Genomic DNA, 18,659 nt, shown 5'->3' on the forward strand with positions numbered 1-18,659 from the left:
ATCGGCTCTCACCTCTATGGTTATGAGTCGTATGTGGAGCGATCATGGCGATTAAGCGAAAAGTACCCGGTGTTCGAAATTACGATGGCCCCGCAGGAGGTTGGGGTGCACTTAAGGCCACTGCGACGGCAGTGCGCGAGCAGATGGATACGCTCAAGGCTCCTCTTACGTTAATGAGAACCAATCAGCCAGATGGGTTTGATTGCCCTGGTTGTGCATGGCCAGATAAAGAGCATAAATCAACCTTCCAGTTCTGCGAAAACGGCGCGAAAGCAGTCACTTGGGAGGCCACCAACAAACGTGTCCCCCCTGAGTTTTTTGCCAAACATCCGGTTGCCACCCTGCTTAAACGTACCGACTTCGAACTGGAGGATTTAGGGCGACTGACACACCCGATGGTTTACGACCGGGCGACTGATACATACCAGCCGGTCGAGTGGGAGACCGCATTTGCGCGAATCGGTGAAATATTACGCGGACTGCTACCCAACCAAGTCGAATTTTACACATCAGGCAGAGCATCCAATGAGGCGGCCTACTTGTGGCAACTGTTCGCACGTAATTTAGGTACCAACAACTTTCCAGATTGCTCGAACATGTGCCATGAGCCAACTAGTGTAGGTTTGCCGCGCTCAATTGGCATGGGTAAAGGGTCCGTGTCATTGGACGATTTTGAACTGTGTGAACTGGTTATTTCTATCGGACATAATCCAGGCACCAACCACCCAAGAATGATGGGGACGCTGCACGAAATTTCCCGGCGTAAAGTTCCAATCATGGTGATGAATCCATTGCGAGAGCGAGCACTAGAGCGATTTGCCGACCCGCAAGACATGATTGAAATGGCAACTTATGGTTCAACCCGTATTGCCTCTACTTATTTGCAGGTCAAGGCCGGTGGTGATGCGGCAGCCATTAAAGGTGTAATGAAGTCGCTGTTGGAAATGGAAGAGTCGGTAGGGCAAGTGCTTGATTATGATTTTATTGAAAAGCATACCAACGGTTTCGAGGCGCTCAAGGCAGACTTGTTGGCCACCGAATGGCCCGATATCGAAATTGCCAGCGGACTACTCAAAGCTGACATGGAAAAAGTCGCGGCGGCCTATGCGAAATCCAATGCCACCATCGTAACGTATGGAATGGGGATAACCCAACATAACGAAGGAACGGCCAACGTAAGACTGATATGCGATCTTCTGATGCTACGAGGCAATATCGGCAAGCCCGGCGCAGGCATATGTCCGCTGCGCGGGCATTCCAATGTACAAGGAAACCGAACCGTAGGTATTACCGAGAAACCTTCCAGTGAGTTCCTTGGCAAGATCGAAGAAGTGCTGGGCTTTAAACCTCCGACGGAGCACGGTCACGACTCAGTGCAGGCCATGCAAGCGATGATTGCCGGCGAGTCAAAAGCACTGCTTTGTCTTGGAGGAAACTTTGTGGTCGCATTGCCTGATCCAGGCCAGTGTTTCCCGGCGATGGGTAAACTGGATTTGACTGTGCACATCGGTACAAAACTCAATCGCACCCACTTGCTGGTTTCCAAGGAAACGTATCTGTTTCCTTGCCTGGGCCGCACCGAACTCGATGTACAGAACGGAGAGCGCCAATCAATTACCGTCGAAGACTCGATGTCGATGGTTCATGCATCAGCCGGCAAGTTGACGCCGGCGTCCGAATTTTTGCGTTCAGAGCCAGCCATTGTGGCGGGTATGGCGACGGCCACTTTGCCTGATAGCAAAGTGCCATGGATGGAGCTCTCGGCTGACTATGACAAGATTCGCGACTTGATTGAGAAAACCATTCCAGGCTTTGAGAACTACAATGAACGTATTCGCGTTCCCGGTGGTTTTCGCATGCCGCTACCGGCTACGGAGCGTATCTGGATGACGCCATCGGGCAAGGCCGAGTTCTTCGTGTTTCCTGGCTTACATGAGGATAAGCAGGTCGATGGTGATGATGTGTTACGGCTGATTACTCTGCGTAGCCATGACCAATACAACACGACGATCTATGCACTGGACGATCGTTATCGTGGCGTTTTTGGGCGTAGGGATGTGTTGTTCATGAACCCAGCCGATCTCGCGGCGAGAGGCTTGGCTCATGGGGATTTGGTGGATATCGAAACGGTCGTATCTGGACGTAAGCTGCGATACGAAAAAATTACGGCTATTGAGTACAAAATATCGGCTGGTTCAGTGGGAGCATACTATCCCGAGGCGAACACGCTGGTACCTTTGGACTACATCGACAAGGACAGTGGAACGCCTTCGTACAAGTCGGTGCCCGTGCGTGTGATACGCTCGGAGCTGAATTGATCACGTAACGGTATCCGGTTGGTCTTTCTCAAATTGGAGGAGGCGCGTTTTGCGCCTCCTTTTTTTGCTCCACTAGGTGAAGCTTTTATGGGGAATATTTCAATGATGAGCACCGATGCTCCTGAACCACAAGCGGTGTGTAGCCCGACCACCAGCAGCGCTATTTTCATCGTGGCAACCCTCAAGGCTGGAAAAGAGTCCGCAGAAAAAGTGAAGAACTGGTGCGCTGATATTGCAGCGATAACGCGCTCTGTCGGCAAGCGAGTCCCTGCGGGCAATCTTTCGTGTGTCTGTGGATTTTCCTCCAGTGCTTGGGACGTTTTGTTCGCAAGTCCGCGTCCAGTTTCATTGCATGGGTTTCGCGAGTTTGGTGTCGACGGGCGACGCGCTATATCCACTCCGGGCGATATCCTTTTGCATATTCGTGCTGATCAGATGGATCTTTGTTTTGAGTTAGCGACGCAGTTCACTTCTGTGCTAGGCGATGCCATCACGGTCATCGATGAGGTTCATGGATTTCGATATTTCGACATGCGCAGCATCATTGGATTTGTTGATGGCACCGAAAACCCAGTAGGCCGCAAGGCAGCCAACTTTACGATAGTGGGGGATGAAGACCCTGCTTTCAGTGGAGGAAGCTACGTGCTGGTACAGAAGTATCTGCACAACATGGCGGCATGGAATCAGCTATCTGTCGAAGCGCAGGAAAATGTGATCGGGCGGAAAAAGCTTTCCGACATCGAGCTGGATGAGTCGGTCAAACCGAGCAATTCGCACAGCTCTTTGACGACGATTACGAAGGATGGTGAGGAGGTGAAAATCTTACGTGACAACATGCCGTTTGGACGACCTGGTGCAGGTGAGTTTGGGACTTTTTTCATCGGTTATGCTCGTTCACCCGAACCACTTGAACAGATGCTTGAAAATATGTTCGTAGGCAAACCACCAGGGAATTACGACAGGCTGCTCGACTTCAGTACTGCTGTCACAGGCAACCTTTTTTTCGTGCCGTCGTTGGATTTACTTGAAGAGTTGGCTGATCGCTAGCTGACGGAAAACCCTCTTTCCTTATTAGCTTTGCTCTCTCCAAGCCGGGTCAATCGCGTTATCTGATCCTCAACGTGTAGGGAGAGCTAAAGCGTCTACAACTCTCGTTCGTCGGCATCGCTGATGACTCATACAGCGCTTTGATGAGAGCCCTACTATCTCGATCGGGTGGCTGCTCCTCAGGAAATAACGCAAGCACTCCCTCCAAAGGTTGGGGCTATTAGCACTGCGATTTAGTATAATATTTCTACTTCTAAGAATGCTCCAATCAACTTTCCGCGTGTGCGGCAAGTCGAAAATTCACTCGACAAACAGCATTATTCGCTAAAATCGAATGATGCCTCGTATAGGGAGGGCGTTTTCGCCCGCTCTCCAGTGTTAAGAGCGCAACTCACCCCTACCCATCAGCTGTTTTCGAGCCATCCACAGATTCGATGGGGCGAACAGCGTGTTCAGTTGAGCCGTGTATTTCATCAGCCCATGAAAGCGCACTTTCACGTAGCCAAACTGACGCTTGATCACCCGAAACGGATGCTCGACCTTGGCCAGTATCTGAGCTTTGCAGTACTCAATCTTGCGCTTGGCCTTGTAGAGCACGCTGCGTTTATTCAGCATGGAGTACGTGCTGCACCGCGCCGCGATTTGCCAGATGACCTCACGATTTTTATGCTCTTTACGCTTCTCAACACCGGTGCATCCAGCGTCTGCATAAACCGCGTGTTCTTCTCCATGTAACAGCTCAGCGACCTGCGTGACATCGGCCACATTCGCAGCAGTGCCATCAACATGATGAACTAGTCCCGACTCTGCATCGGCGCCGATATGCGCCTTCACCCCGAAGAAGTATTGGTTACCTTTCTTGGCCTGTGTGGCCTGGACCGGCCTAGAAAACCCGCGCAGCGGGCGCTGATGGAGGTGCTCGACCAGATCCATCCCTGTCGAGTCTCGAGTTTTCTTAAGGGCTATGGTGTTGCAATCGATGTACCTTTCATCCCCGCATGCCGGAATTTCATTCACTCAGGAGTCGCCTGAATGCTCTCATTTGTTTCTGATCACCCGATGTTCTGCGCCCTGACGCTGATCCTGACTGACATTCTCCTGTGGCGGCTGATCGCCGCCGATGCCAGCAACTTGAAGCTGGCGGTACGGTTGGTGATCTTCGCCGTATTTACCACATTGCTGTTCAACGAGGGTATGAACCCTATGCAGGTTGCGCCCTGGGCGGAGGACGTGTCGTTGCACCTGGCGGCCACGGCATTGCAGATCGGTTGGTGGCTGTACGCCGCGCGTACCCTTACGGTGTTACTGGGCGTGGTGATGATGCAGCGGGTCGAACATGGTGGGCGGTTGCTGCAAGAGCTGATGGGCGCGGCGATCTTCCTGATTGCGATCATCGCCGCCATGGCCTACGTACTCGACCTGCCGGTCAAGGGCGTGCTGGCCACTTCCGGCGCCGTGGCGATCATCGTCGGCCTGGCGTTGCAAAGCACGTTAAATGACGTGTTTTCCGGTATCGTACTCAACACCACCAAGCCCTATCAAGTGGATGACTGGATCTCCATCGATGGAACCGAAGGCCGAGTCACTGACATCGACTGGCGCGCCACGCGGCTGCAAACCTCCCAGGGCAGCATGGCGGTGATTCCCAACTCGTCGGCGGCCAAGGCCAAAATCATCAACTTCTCGCGCCCGGCGAATATGTTCGGTCTGGTGGTCAGCGTGCAAGTCAGCCCCCATGCACGACCGCAAGTGGTGATAGAAGCCCTGGAGCGGGCCATGCAAGGTTGCCGGTCACTCTTGGTCGACCCGGCGCCCAGTGTCGCTTTCAAGACCTCCACCAGCGACGGGGTGGAATATGAAATTAGTGGTTTTGTGCTGGCCATGGGGCAGAAACGTGAAGTGCGCAACCAGCTCTACGACCTAGCCTATCGGCATCTTGCGGCGGCCGGTGTGAGCTTGCTGTCGGCCTCCGAGGTGGCGACACCGGCAGCCACATCGCGGGCACGGGCACTGCTGGAAAGCTCGAATATCTTCTCCACCTTGCGTCAGGAGGAGAAGGAAAACTTCAGCCAAAATATGACCCTACAAACCTTCCGTGCCGGCGAGATGATCTTGCCAGCCGGAGAGGTCAGTGACCATCTGTTTATCATTGAATCCGGCGTGGTCTCGGTGATGTTGAGCAAAGACGGGCACAAATTCGAAGCTGGGCGCATGGGCCCGGAGGAAGTGATTGGCGAGGGTGGGGTCTTGTCTGACCTGGCGGTATCGGCGGACTTCACGGCCAAGACCTATTGCACGCTGTACCGGATTGAGAAGGAGTACCTCAAGCCTTACCTGGATGTGCGCAATGACATTGGTGAGGCGATGAAAAACCTGCTGGACTTCAGACTACATACGGCGCAGAACCTGACTCAGGAAGCGCCGGTAGTGCCAACGAAAAAGGGCTTCTTGCAGTGGTTGCGTAATCTGACTTGACGCCGGGGGATTACCGAACTGGCTATTAGTCTAGGACAGTGGGGTGACTAAGCGGGGCATCACTTCTTACGGTCTTGGGAGCATAATCATGTAAACTCGTACTGACCTTTACACCGTTTCGTCTGACGCCATGAACGCGATGCTGGCGCTGGAGGCTGCTATCGGCAAGTTGTCACTGGAGCTGGTGCGTTTACGGGCTTCGCAGATCAATGAATGTGTGTTGGATACTCGCAAAAGCGGGGTGACGGTGCGTCGGTTGTATACGTTTTCGGTTTGGCAGGAAACGCGGCGCTTCAGAATCTTTTATGTTCAAGTCGAACTCAATCACTCCTGGCTTCTTTTCTGTGAGCAGCCAAGTGATTCGTTTCGTGTAGCCATAGCCGCAGAAAGCGGTGCCAGTCGTGGGCATAACAGCCTTCACGCAGCCGATTCGAAAGCGTACTCGCAGCTTCAAATCTCATCCGCCAAGGCTGCGGGATATGCTGGTCACGCACAATCACGAAAGGGTAGCCATCAACTCCCTCGACTTGTGATTCTGACACAAGCTCACGAAGCTCATTAATCGACATTGCATATGCCTCACCAATCGGCTGTGCTCGGTCTTGGCTATCGATTTCATCGAGCACAGCCAAATACGGTTTCGCTTGAGCATCGCCGGGACATAGACTTTTCAAATCCAACAATGCTTCACGTCGTGCACGTTCCCGCCGCCATAGGGATTTTAAATCGGTACTCATCGGTATCTCCCTGACACAGTAAAATGCACCTCGATTAACAGACTTCAGGATGACTAGCTGACGGTATCGGCCCCTGCAAGTCAGGAGCCGAAAAGTATTCTGAGTGGATAGGTTTCTGAGCGAAAAGGAAATTCCAAGAGTACGTACAATGATAGGTGGCTGACAACAATTATTACAAGCATGCCCTCATTGTTTATGTCACGCTTGCGAAACGCTAAGCCAATAGATAGGAGTGCGACCGAAATCCATGGGCTCCTTTCAAGGCGCGAGCCCTATTGAAATATCTTTATATAATTCAAATGCTTCTCTTGAGCGTCTAATCATTAGTATTTAACAAGCGATCAGCCAGCTCTATCACTGATCCGAAGTGGTACTGCATGAGGGGTGATAGAGTCGATTGATAGGCTGGTCGATCAGAATGATTAGACAGTATGGTTTTAGGGTATTAATCTAGAGATATTATTTTGTTTTACTTGATTGTCGGAAGGCTATGCTGCGTAAGTTTATGCTAATTATTTAGCGACTTTGAATATTTATATTTTTACCATCTGTAATGCTCGAGAATATATCAGTGATACCTCCGAATGACGATGATTGGGTCTTAACGCCGACACAAGTGGCGAATTGGGGGCGATAAAATCAGAGTGCGGTTGATCATTAGCGGCAATCGGTTCGCCCAAGAGGTGGTAGTTAATGAGAGATGCTAGATATCGAAAAGCAAAGGGTTTGCTGATGTATCAGAACACCCTATTTGATTTGTGCCCGGAGTTATTGACGTTGGATGACGCACAAGGCGAGAAGCTATTTCGCGACTTTATTCGTCACTTCAACTACAGTGGCCAGATTTTTGATTGGACACAGCATCTCAAATTATATCGTTGGCTAGAGTGCTCTTCTTACGCAAAGGCCTTGGGGGGGAAGCATTTAGATGCCGTCATGGCGGCTGCCGTTTCGCTATGGTGCGAAAAAGACAATAGTGCGCACACGGGTGTCGCCCTCGTACATCGCAATAGCTCTACGATGATACTGGGCTGGAAGTCAATTGGCATCCGTGGCTACTCTGAACTTGAGGCACTGCCGAGGGCATGCCAGTTATTATCGATCAGTGATTTTGCATTTTGTCATATCTCTAATAATAACCGCCCCTTGCCACAGCACTTCGAAGTACTAAATTAATACTAAAGTTATGCCTTTGCGCTGCAGGGGCGTTTCTCTTATAGCGTTGTAATACGCGTTCAGCGCCCTCTGAAGTTGACTAGTTGTCTGCCCATGAGCGGGCGTCTTCGGCCATCCAAGTGCGTTTTTTTCATTGTCTGGAGTATTTATGTCTGGTTGGATCCGTAACATCTGCGTCAGCGCTAAGCTGAGTTGGGGGTTCGGCCTGGCGCTGGGGTTCTCCTTGTTGCTGGTCGTCACTGGCTGGGTCGCGGTTAATGTACTCACCGACCGCAGTATTAAAGTAGAGAGCATTGCTCGCGTCAGTGATATGACGATGGAACTGCGTGTTCATCGCGTGCGCATGGAGCTCAACCCCCAAGGGGACAGTGTTCATTTGATTCAGCAAACGCTCGATAAGCTGTCTGGGCACTTGAGTGCTGCTCGTGTTCTGCTGGCGGCACCCCGCGATGAGGGGTTGATTGACGAGCAGATTGCTGCCGTCAAAGCGTATCGCGAGGCACTCGGTAGCGTGAGTCAGCCGGGTGTTGATCTGGCGTCAGTGTTTGCGCGTATGAATGCACAAGGTGACATCTTGCTCGACACGACTGGCCAGTTGATCGCCTCACAAAACAGACAACGTGATACCGATTCGTCTTTTGCCAAAGCCCTGCTGGTCAGTGTGGCACTGCTGGCGTTGGTGCTAAGCGTGATGGTGGCCTGGGTCATTGGCCGGCAGATCGTCACACCCCTGCAGCATGTGCTGAAAGACGTTTATCGGATTGCGGCTGGCGACTTGAGCCAGGACGTCGTAGTTGATCGTTGCGACGAACTGGGGCAGTTGCAGATGGGCCTGCAACAAATGACCAGCCGTTTGCGTCAGCTGATCGGAGGTATCAGCGGCAGCGTTATGCAGATTGCCAGTGCGGCAGAGGAGCTGTCCGTCGTCACCAAACACTCCAGTGCTGGCGTCAACAGCCAGAGAGTCGAAACCGATCATGTCGCCACTGCCATGAACGAAATGACCTCCACGGTTCAAGCGGTGGCACTGAATGCCGAAGAAGCTTGTGAAGCAACGACAATGGCGGATCAGCATGCACGGGAAGGCGATCAGGTCGTGGGTGAAGCCATCGAGCAGATCGAGCGGTTGGCGTTGGAAGTGAGACGTTCAGCCGAGGCGGTAGCTCATCTGAAAGAGCAAAGCGACAAAATCGGAGGCGTGCTGGACGTCATCAAGGCTGTCGCCCAGCAAACCAATTTACTCGCGCTCAACGCTGCGATCGAGGCGGCTCGGGCAGGTGAAGCGGGGCGTGGGTTCGCCGTGGTAGCGGATGAAGTGCGTAGCCTGGCTTTGCGTACCCAACGCTCCACTGAGGAAATTGAAAGCCTGGTGGCCGGTGTTCAAAGTGGCACTCACGCGGTGTCTTCAAGTATGGAAGCGAGCTTGCTATTGAGCGAGCACAGTGTTGAATTCACTCGCCGAGCGGGTACGTCGCTGGAAAATATTACCCGTACGGTATCGACCATCCAGCTGATGAATCAGCAGATTGCTGCGGCTGCCGAGCAGCAAAGCGCAGTGGCCGAAGAGATCAATCGCAGCGTGATCACGGTGCGCGATATTTCCGAACAAACAGCCAGTGCCAGCGACCAAACCGCATCGTCAAGTATCGAGTTGGCGCGGCTGGGGCATGAGCTGGAAGCGCTGGTCGCGCGGTTCAAGGTTTGACGCAAAGCGTGACAACTTGACACCACTGGGCATCAAGCGATCGGCCACGTCCCGCTCTGTCATAGGTTGCAGACGTTCCATGACAGGGATTTCACAGAGTGGGAGGACGTCAATCGCTATATACTTTTATACATAGCGCAATATCGAGTGGCTGATGTTCTACTTTCCCCGTGTGTCTCTACCCTGGCTCAGTTTCTTTCTATTGGTGGCTGCGACGTTGCTCGCCTTATTGTTGGGGCGCTATGCGATCTCAGTGGGTGAGTTGTGCCAATTCGTCATGACGATGACTGGCCTTGGCGAGATGCCCACCGAACGTTATCAGTTAGTACACAGCGTGATCATCGACGCGCGCCTGCCTCGTGTCCTTGCCGGGCTATTGGTGGGAGCGGGGCTGTCAGTCTCGGGGGCGGCGTATCAGGCCGTCTTTCGTAACCCGCTGGTGTCGCCGGGCTTGCTGGGGGTACTCAGTGGCTGTGCTTTCGGTGCCGCCCAGGGAATCCTCCTGCACTGGGATCCGTTGCCCGTCGCCTTGCTCGGCTGTACGACCGGATTGGTCGCCGTGGCCGTGGGCGTGGGGATCGCCCATCTGTTCCAGACCTCTTCCATTCTGCTGTTGGTGCTCGGTGGCATCGTTGCCAACGCGTTGTTCACCGCGTTGCTATCCATCACTCAGTACATGGCTGATCCGGTCGATCAACTGCCAGGCATTGTCTATTGGTTACTGGGAAGTCTCAGCTCGGTCGACCAACACACACTCATCTGGATTGCACCGGTGCTGGCGCTGGCAATCGGGCTGCTGTGCCTGGGAGGTCGTGTCATTGATGCCCTGTCTCTTAGCGATGACGAGGCGTACAGCCTGGGCGTGCCGGTTCAGAAGATTCGCTACGGCGTGATTGTGCTGGCCACGTTGATCTGTGCGATGACCGTCAGCCTGGCCGGGATGGTCGGTTGGATCGGCTTGCTCGTGCCGCACCTGGCTCGGTTACTGGTCGGCCCCGGCAATCTTCGTTTGTTGCCCGTCAGCGCCTGCCTGGGTGGAGTCTTCCTGCTCGCGGCCGACGGTACTGCACGGAGTGTGTCGAGCGGGGAAATCCCGCTGGGTATCGTGACCGAGCTTTTCGGTGCCGTTGCCTTTGTACTGGTTTTGCATCGCGTGCGTAGAGGTTGGCTATGACCCTGTTGGCGACACACCGGCTGAGCTTTTACATAGGGCGTCGCCTCATTCTCGATGACCTCTCATTGAGCATCGAACCGGGGGACAATATTGCGTTGCTGGGGGCTAACGGCGCCGGTAAGAGCAGTTTGCTACGCCTGCTGCTGGGCTTACTCAAACCCTCTGCTGGCCAAGTGCTGTTGGATGGTCAGCCGATTACGGGCTTTAGCCGTCGCGCCGTGGCGCGGCAACTAGCGTATGTGCCCCAAAGTCATGTGCCCAGCTTTCCTTTTAGCGTCGCGCAGATCGTTGCCCAGGGGCGCCTGCCTGTCACGGGGCTTGGGCAGGCCCCAGACGCTGCCGACGCAGATGCCATTCAGCACGCCTTGAACGAGTTGGGGATCGAGCACCTGCTTGAGCGGCCCTATACAGAGTTGTCCGGAGGCGAACGCCAGTTGGTGCTGATTGCCCGTGCCATGGTGCAACGGGCGCGCCTGATCATTCTCGATGAGCCCGTCACCGGGCTCGATTACGGCCATCAATTGCGCTTGCTTGCGCTGCTGCAACGTCTCGCTGGCCAGGGCCTGAGCGTTCTGTCGAGCAGCCACCGTCCGGAGCAGGCACTGGCGTCGGCCAATCGCGTGCTGGTGTTACACGAGGGGCGACTGATTGCTGATGGGGCGCCCCGGGCCGTCATCGACAGCGACCTCATGCAGCGCCTTTACCAGGTTGCAGTCCGGCAGGTCGATACCGCCGGCCACCGTTTTTTCCTTCCCTGCTGAGTCATTTATCCATGCGACGCTTTACCTCACCCCACTTGACCGTGGTCCCGTTGCTGTTCAGCGTAACGGTGCCGTTTGCCCATGCTGAAACACTGCAACTGGCGCCCATCGACATCAATGCCGACGACATTCTCACCCAGCAGGCCCGAGACAAGAGTGCGACACTGGGTCCACTGGGCGAGCGGCGCCTACAGGATGTGCCGTATTCGCTCAGCGTGGTTTCTCGCGACCTGATCGACAGCCAGCAACTGAAAAGCTTCAAGGACATCATCCGTTATCTGCCGTCAGTGCAGGCTGATGGCGTACGCCCCCAGACCCGAGGCTTTCAAGGCAGCGTGGTGCAGAACAGCCGGCTTGATGGGCTCAATATCGTCTCGACCACCGATTACCCAGCCGAACAACTTGGCGGCGTTGAAGTGCTCAGTGGTCTCTCCGGCTCCCTGTATGGCCCGGCGAACCCGGCCGGAACGTTCAACCTGCTTTCCAAGCGCCCCACTGATTACACCCTTAACCGCGTCACGGTAGGGGTCGGCACCGGCCTGAGCTGGTTGAAAACCGCCGACCTCAGTGGCCCGTTCGACCCCGCTGGCAAGATCAAATACCGCGTCAATCTTGTCGACGAACAAGGCCATGGCTACGCGCCTGGTAGTACCTTGCGGCGGCAGTTGGTGAGTTTGGCGACGGATTTCCAGCTCAGCGACGACAGCGTTATCGAGACTAACTTCAGTCACTACAACTACCTCGCCAAAGGTTTTCCGGGGAAGTTCGCCGTGGCTTCCGGTGTGACATTGCCCAACGCACCTGACCCTATGCGCAACAACCTGGGGCAGAGCTACGCAGGTGACAACAACACCACCGACACCGCCAGCGCACACTTCAAGCACGACTTCGATGGCAACTGGAAGCTCGATGTTGGCGCACTGCGCCAGATCGCCGACCGTGAATCGACCGGGGTGACCAACACCCTGATCAATAACAGCGGTGTTTACCGCACCTCGGTCTCGAGCATCACCGCCAGCCGCTTCACGATCAACAGTTACCTGGCCAGCCTCAACGGCAGCGTGAATACCGGGCCGGTCCGGCATGAACTGACCTTTGGCCTGACCGGGTTCGACTGGGACAACTACAACCCGGTCGCCGGTAGCGCCCAGACGCTGGGCACAGGCTCCCTGAGCAACCCTGCCAACTTTGTCGAGCCCGACTACCCGGATTTCATTCAGCGTTATCATTCGGCCAACACTCAACAACGCTCGCTCATCGTCGCCGACACCCTGACGTTCACTCCCCAATGGAGCCTGATGCTCAGCGGTAGCCAAAGCCATTTGACGGCGGATAACTACACGTTGAAAGGGGTGCACACGTCTTCTGAAGACTCGGGCATCAGCAGCGCCAGCAGCCTGATCTACAAACCCATCGACGACCTTACGCTCTACCTCACTTACGCCGACAGCCTGCAACAAGGCGACAGTGCAGCCGCGGGCAGTAGCAACGTCGGCAGTATTTTGGCTCCGTATCGCAGCCGGATGTGGGAGGTGGGCGGAAAATGGGTGGTCAGTGGCGTCAACCTGTCGCTCGCGGCGTTCCAGATCAAGCGTCCTTTTGCCTACACGCAAGCGGATAACGTTTATGCCGTTGCCGGTGAGCAGCGCAATCGTGGTCTTGAATTCCTGGCCGACGGTAACGTCACCACCCATTTGAAGATGTATGGCGGTATCACCTGGCTGGACCCCAAGCTCCTATCAACGGGGGATGCCAATACGGAAAATACTCGTATCGTAGGGTTGTCACGAGTAACCGCCAGCCTGTTGACCGAATACCGTATTGATCAGGTGCCCGGGCTGACCGTCAACCTCAACGCCCGCTACGCCGGTGCCCGCCCAACCGATGATAGCAACGATCATTGGGTCGGCAGTTATCAGACGTTTGACATCGGTACCAGTTACAGCACGCGTCTCATGCAGCGCGATACCGTCTATCGCCTGGAAATGACCAACGTCGGCAATGAGCATTATTGGACCAACATCGTCCCAGGCGGTTTAAACGGCTACACCGGGGCAGGGCAGTCCAGCGCTTCACCCGGTCTACCGCGAATGGTACAAGCCTCTATTCAGGTGGATCTGTAGTTGAGGGGCGTGGCGCGGTGCAATACGCTGGTTATCGGGCTGCTAATGACCAGCCTGATGGCTCTCGCGGCGCCTGCACCTGAAGCCCAACAAGCCGATACACAGGCCCGGCAGGTCATCGATGACAGTGGTCGGTCCGTCAGCCTGTCGGGCAAGCCCCGCCGTATTGCCGATGCCTGGTACGCCCATCACGTGTTACTGATGACACTGGGCGCCGGTGACCGCGTCGTCGCCACCGTCAACCATGCGCGCAGCCAGCCCTGGATGTTCAGGCTACTGCCGAGCCTGAACCACGCGCTCAGCGTAGACGCCACGGCATTCAACGTAGAGAACCTGTTGGCCGAGCGTGTCGACCTGGTCTTCACCTCGGCCAGCGATCCACAGGCGCGAGCTTACGAGCAGGCTGGCCTGCCTGTCATGCGCATGGGGTTCACCGATTTGCCTGGCTTGCAGCACTCGCTCCTGGCGACTGCTCAGGCGCTCGGTGGTGCCCGGCCCTTCGCGCGCGCTAAGGCGTACAACGCCTACCTCGATGCCGAACTTGGCAGAGTAGGGCGCAAGGTCGCAGGCCTTGCCACCGAGCAGCGCCCGCGGGTGTTGCACATCAATTCGATCAACCCGCTGAAAGTGGACGGCAGCGACACGTTGATCGACGACTGGATCAAGCTGGCCGGAGGGCGGAATGCGGCAGTTGGGCTCAAGGGCAACCTTCAGGTGGTATCGGCTGAGCAACTGCTGGCTTGGCAACCGGATGTGGTGATAGTGGCGGCCGGCGCGGGGGAACTCAAGCAAGCCGCGCAAGCCTCACTATTGGCTCAATTGACGGCCGTTCAGCAACGCCGCGTGCTGCGCAACCCGGCAGGGGTATTCCCGTGGGACCGCTATGGCACCGAAGTGGCGCTGCAAATCGAATGGGCGGCGCAACAGCTTCACCCTGATCTATTCAGTGACATCAACATGGTCCAAAGGACGATCACCTTCTATCAGCAATTCTTCGACTACACACTGAGTGAAACCGATGCCAGGCGTATGCTTCAGGGTCTGCCTTGACGCCTTGTTGCAAGGGGCCTAGGTTCTAGAACACGCATCATCAGACGTGAGTCAATACTCTGTAGAACGCTACGCAAGGCTGCTCTGTCGTGGCAGCACCTAGGCATCTATCGGCTCCCGCCCTTCGGTGATGAGTTTGTCTGTGGAGTGATCCTGGAGATTAAGCGCAAGGTACCTGGTGTCCGTAAACCCGTAGGCAAACCAATTGGTGCCGCTGGACTAAATCGACGTGGGCAGTGGTACGCCGTCCTACAAATCGATACCGGTGAGGGTCGTGTGTTCGCAGCTCAATTGAGTTAGGCCGGGCTGTAGATCCGCGGCGCGTTTCGGTGAGGCACATGGATCAGGTTGAGGTGGTGCTTGCGCGCCCACTGCACCGTTAACACGGTGGGCGCCGACAAGCTGACCAGGGTGCCGAAACGGGCCCTGACCGCTTTGTGAATCAGCTCCAGACTGCAACGGCTGGTGACCACCGTGAAGCCGCTGCGGGCATCGACTCCGGCGTGTTGCATGGCCCCGATCAATTTATCCAGCGCATTGTGGCGACCGATATCCTCACGGCACAGCAGGGCTGTGCCGTCAGCACCGAAGTGCAAGGCCGCATGCAGGGCGCCCGTGCTTTTTCCCATTATCTGGGCTTCTTCGATACGCTCCCGCAGGCCCTTGAGGTGTTGCTTAGGCGGCAGGGGTGCCACCTGCAGACTCTCCAGTTGCGGCAGGGCCTGCTCCAGCGCCTCCACCCCACACAAACCGCAACCGCTGGTGCCCGCCATTTGCCGTCGATGATCTTTCAACGCCCAGAACGCACGGCTCGAGATCTGTACGTCGGCCTGGCAAGCTTGGTCAAAGTGCGTGAGTTGAATGTCGTAGATTTCATCCAGGCTATCGACGATTGCGTTGCTCACGCTGAAGCCCCGGATGAAGTCTTCGATATTGCCGGGTGAAACCATCATCACCGCCTGGCTCAAGCCGTTGTAGATAATGGCCAAGGCGATTTCCGCCGCCAGCGCCGCTTGGGCAACCTGGGCGTCTTCGTCGTATTCTCGATAGGACACGTTGACCGGCTGTGGGGCCGGGGCATTGGCATCGCTTGGTTCAACGGACTGCTCGACTCGGCAAATCATGAGTAAACCTCCGATACGCTAGTTTGAGCCCTGGGTGGCAAACAGCTGTTTAGCTTCTGCAAAACACTTTTCGGCGATGGCCGAGCGCGGTTCGGTTTTACGCATCACCATGCCCAGTGGTGCGAGCACACTCGCATCCGGCAGGTTGATAAACGCTAGATTCTCGATGGGGTTTTTCAGGCCGCTGCCCAACGGCATGATCGCGCAGCAAAAGCCTTCGTGGATCGCCTGGAACAGTTGGTACGTCGAATCGCTTTCGAGTATGGACTGGGGGTCGAGGCCGCGGCTGCGAAAACTTAGGTCAATGGATTTTCGATAGTGCATGCCGTTGCTGATCATCCCCAGAGGCAATTCGGCGGCGTCTTCCCAGCTCATTTCCGTGCCTTCAAAATGGTAGTGGCGGGTGTCGTATAGCAGGCCTACGCGAGTCTCGCCCAGTTCGAAAAAGTCCAGGTAATTGGGGTTGACGTGGTCCAGGTAACACACGCCCAAGTCCAGCTGGTTGGTGCCCAAGGCTTCGATGATCTTGTCCGAGCTCATGGACGACAGGCTGAACTTGAGTTCCGGGAAGGTGTGAGAGAGCCTTTGGATGTAACTGATTGGGTTGAAGCCGCTGAGCGGCACCAGGCCCAGGCGCAGGTTACCCACCAGTTGGCCGCGACACGCAGCGGCTTCGGCGAACAACCCATCATGGGCGGCGAGCAGGGTGCGGGCCCAGGCCAGCACGCGTTCACCGGCTTGGGTGAAACCTTCGAAGCGTTGGCCGCGGGTGACCAACTCCAGGCCCAATTCATCCTCCAGGTTGCGCAAGCGCATCGACAGGGTCGGCTGGGTGATGTGACAACGCGCGGCCGCCTGGCCGAAGTGGCGGGTCTGTTCCAGCGCGATCAGAAATTTGAGTTGCTTTATGTCCATTTAAGGCACCTGCCTGGGAAAAAAGTAAGAGGTCATCATGAGTGCCAGTGCCGATATTCGCGGACCACAGCGAGTGAGATGCGCAGACGATCTCATTGTAGGGCTTGCGCGTCCAATCACCCATATTGAAGGCATGATCGATTCACTCGATTACCCACCCAAGGCACGCAGGAAACCAGTGATAGAGAGGCTCGATAACCCGGTCAGCCATAACGATTAGACAGTCATCGTTTGAGCGCTTTAGCCTCAGGCAATTATTTTGATAATGGCCTGCCGGAGAATGAGATGAGCGTAACGTTGGATGCATTGTTTGTACCATTGAATATTGCAGTGTTGACTGTCAGTGATACCCGGGAATATGCCAATGATACCTCCGGGCAACTGCTGGTCAGCCGGCTGCTGGAAGCCGGGCACAGCCTCAGTGAACGCAACCTGCTCAAGGATGACCTGTACAAGATCCGCGCGCAGGTCGCGACCTGGATCGCCAGCGAACAGATTCAAGTGGTGCTGATTACCGGCGGTACCGGCTTCACCGGCCGCGACAGCACGCCCGAGGCGGTCAGCTGTTTGCTGGATAAGCAGATTGAAGGTTTTGGTGAGTTGTTCCGCGCGATCTCCATCCTCGACATCGGCACTTCCACGGTCCAGAGCCGCGCCTTGGCCGGGCTGGCCAACGGTACGCTGGTGTGCTGCCTGCCAGGCTCGACGGGCGCCTGCCGGACGGCGTGGGAAGGCATCCTCGCCGAGCAACTCGATGCGCGCCACCGGCCGTGCAATTTCGTGCCGCACCTCAAGTCGGTGGCCTTGTGCGGAACACGGGGATGAGCCGTTCGCCGCTGATGTCAGTGGAGGAGGCCATTGCCGCCCTGCTGGCCATGGCGCAGGCACAACGCCTGCAAGACAGCGAACAGGTCGTACTGGGCGAAGCGCGGCAACGCGTGTTGGCCAATGACCTGATTGCCACCCTGGATCTGCCGCCATGGCCGAACAGCGCCATGGACGGTTATGCCCTGAACGTCGGCGATTGGACGGGCGAGCCGCTGGCGGTGTCGCAACAGATTTTCGCCGGCGTTGCGCCTGAGGCGCTGTTGCCTGGCACCTGCGCTCGCATCTTCACTGGCGCACCGGTACCCGCCGGGGCCAATTGCGTCGAGATGCAGGAAAACGTCCAAGTGCTGGAAGACGGCCGCGTGCGCTTCACGCAACTGCTGAGCGTGGGCCAGAACATCCGCCCGCAAGGCCAGGAGAACCAGGCAGGCCAGGTGTTGCTTGCGGCCGGCAAGCGGCTCGGGCCGTTCGAGTTGGCCATCGCGGCGGCGCAGGGCTGTACCCATGTGCCGGTGGTACGGCGGCCACGGGTGGCGCTGCTGTCCACGGGCGATGAACTGGCCGAGCCGGGTACGCCCCTCAAGCCCGGCTGCATCTACAACAGCAATCGCACCTTGCTCAGCCATTGGCTGAGTGCGTTGGGGTGCGAGGTCATCGATGGTGGCATTCTTCCCGACCAGCCGCAACGCACCCGGCTCAAGCTGGAACAACTGCAACATGCCGCCGATTTGATCCTCACCACCGGTGGCGTCTCGGCCGGCGATGCCGATTGCCTCGGCCAGGTACTGCGCGAATGCGGCAAGCCATTATTCTGGAAACTCGCGATCAAGCCGGGCAAACCCTTGACCGTGGGCTACTTTGGCAACGTGCCGATGATCGGCCTGCCCGGTAACCCGGCCTCGGCGTTGGTGACATTCGGGCTACTGGCGCGGGCCTACCTGTTGCGTATCCAGGGGGTCGAGGACGTCACGCCACTGAGCTTCATGGTCAACATCAGTTTTGACTGGCCCAAAGCTGGCAATCGCCGGGAATACCTGCGAGCCAGGCTGGAGGAGGGCAAGGCCGTGTTGTATCCCAACCAGAGCTCAGGCGTGTTGCTGGGCGCTTCGTGGGCGGATGGGCTGGTTGAAATTCCCGAAGGCCACACGCTGCAAGCGGGTGACACGGCACGCTTCATTCCGTTTTGCGACTTGTTCTAAGGCGAGTCAGGTGCGCCTGGTGTGGCG

Annotated in this window: 14 protein-coding genes and 2 pseudogenes; 12 read left to right on the forward strand and 4 right to left on the reverse strand. The window is 56.2% G+C overall.

The features are described 5' to 3' along the window. Positions 1-44 precede the first annotated feature (44 nt). Positions 45-2,318 (forward strand): FdhF/YdeP family oxidoreductase, encoded by a 2,274-nt coding sequence (locus tag RGV33_RS16340; protein WP_322145177.1) that lies wholly within the window; start codon positions 45-47, stop codon positions 2,316-2,318. A gap of 105 nt (positions 2,319-2,423) precedes the next feature. Continuing rightward, positions 2,424-3,365, forward strand: a complete 942-nt coding sequence (locus RGV33_RS16345; protein ID WP_416152125.1) for a Dyp-type peroxidase — start codon at positions 2,424-2,426, stop codon at positions 3,363-3,365. Positions 3,366-3,743: 378 nt separating this feature from the next. Here the strand turns inward: RGV33_RS16345 and RGV33_RS16350 are convergent. Then, positions 3,744-4,250, reverse strand: a pseudogene (locus RGV33_RS16350) (IS5 family transposase); the annotation flags it as partial. Between the two features lie 147 nt (positions 4,251-4,397). On the opposite strand from RGV33_RS16350, the gene RGV33_RS16355 reads away from it, so the two are divergent. Beyond that, on the forward strand, positions 4,398-5,840 hold the full coding sequence (locus RGV33_RS16355; protein ID WP_322145178.1) for a mechanosensitive ion channel family protein: 1,443 nt from the start codon (positions 4,398-4,400) through the stop codon (positions 5,838-5,840). 130 nt (positions 5,841-5,970) lie between these two features. Then, positions 5,971-6,135 (forward strand): annotated as a pseudogene (locus tag RGV33_RS16360) (carboxymuconolactone decarboxylase family protein); the annotation flags it as partial. Between the two features lie 25 nt (positions 6,136-6,160). Here the strand turns inward: RGV33_RS16360 and RGV33_RS16365 are convergent. Beyond that, entirely contained in the window at positions 6,161-6,577 is a 417-nt protein-coding gene (locus RGV33_RS16365) for a hypothetical protein (RefSeq protein WP_322145179.1), read from the reverse strand. Positions 6,578-7,309: 732 nt separating this feature from the next. Here RGV33_RS16365 and RGV33_RS16370 point away from each other — a divergent pair. From RGV33_RS16370 to RGV33_RS16395, 6 genes are all read left to right on the forward strand, one after another. Next, positions 7,310-7,753: a hypothetical protein gene (locus RGV33_RS16370; RefSeq protein WP_322145180.1), complete on the forward strand. Its 444-nt coding sequence runs from the start codon at positions 7,310-7,312 to the stop codon at positions 7,751-7,753. Between the two features lie 148 nt (positions 7,754-7,901). Beyond that, positions 7,902-9,458, forward strand: coding sequence for a methyl-accepting chemotaxis protein (locus tag RGV33_RS16375; protein WP_322145181.1), 1,557 nt, complete (start codon positions 7,902-7,904; stop codon positions 9,456-9,458). A 154-nt stretch (positions 9,459-9,612) separates the two neighbouring features. Further along, complete coding sequence (locus tag RGV33_RS16380; RefSeq protein WP_322145182.1) at positions 9,613-10,632, forward strand: iron ABC transporter permease; 1,020 nt, start codon at positions 9,613-9,615, stop codon at positions 10,630-10,632. Beyond that, positions 10,629-11,393, forward strand: coding sequence for an ABC transporter ATP-binding protein (locus tag RGV33_RS16385; RefSeq protein WP_322145183.1), 765 nt, complete (start codon positions 10,629-10,631; stop codon positions 11,391-11,393). The genes RGV33_RS16380 and RGV33_RS16385 overlap by 4 nt, the downstream gene beginning before the upstream one ends. A gap of 11 nt (positions 11,394-11,404) precedes the next feature. Continuing rightward, complete coding sequence (locus RGV33_RS16390) at positions 11,405-13,516, forward strand: TonB-dependent receptor (protein ID WP_322145184.1); 2,112 nt, start codon at positions 11,405-11,407, stop codon at positions 13,514-13,516. A gap of 45 nt (positions 13,517-13,561) precedes the next feature. Beyond that, complete coding sequence (locus tag RGV33_RS16395) at positions 13,562-14,566, forward strand: ABC transporter substrate-binding protein (protein ID WP_322145185.1); 1,005 nt, start codon at positions 13,562-13,564, stop codon at positions 14,564-14,566. A gap of 296 nt (positions 14,567-14,862) precedes the next feature. On the opposite strand, the gene fdhD is transcribed toward RGV33_RS16395, so the two are convergent. Together fdhD and RGV33_RS16405 are read right to left on the reverse strand one after the other, a co-directional pair. Continuing rightward, entirely contained in the window at positions 14,863-15,690 is an 828-nt protein-coding gene (fdhD, locus tag RGV33_RS16400) for a formate dehydrogenase accessory sulfurtransferase FdhD (RefSeq protein ID WP_322145186.1), read from the reverse strand. An 18-nt stretch (positions 15,691-15,708) separates the two neighbouring features. Next, on the reverse strand, positions 15,709-16,605 hold the full coding sequence (locus RGV33_RS16405) for a LysR family transcriptional regulator (protein WP_322145187.1): 897 nt from the start codon (positions 16,603-16,605) through the stop codon (positions 15,709-15,711). A 285-nt stretch (positions 16,606-16,890) separates the two neighbouring features. On the opposite strand from RGV33_RS16405, the gene moaB reads away from it, so the two are divergent. Both moaB and glp read left to right on the forward strand, forming a co-directional pair. Continuing rightward, a complete protein-coding gene (gene moaB / locus RGV33_RS16410; RefSeq protein ID WP_322145188.1) occupies positions 16,891-17,430 on the forward strand; it encodes a molybdenum cofactor biosynthesis protein B in 540 nt (179 codons plus the stop codon). Continuing rightward, the gene (glp, locus tag RGV33_RS16415; protein ID WP_322145189.1) at positions 17,427-18,632 is read left to right on the forward strand and encodes a gephyrin-like molybdotransferase Glp; all 1,206 of its coding nucleotides are present in this window, start codon (positions 17,427-17,429) and stop codon (positions 18,630-18,632) included. Before moaB ends, glp begins: the two co-directional genes overlap by 4 nt. Positions 18,633-18,659 lie beyond the last annotated feature (27 nt).

This window comes from Pseudomonas sp. Bout1 (assembly GCF_034314165.1).
GTDB lineage: Bacteria > Pseudomonadota > Gammaproteobacteria > Pseudomonadales > Pseudomonadaceae > Aquipseudomonas.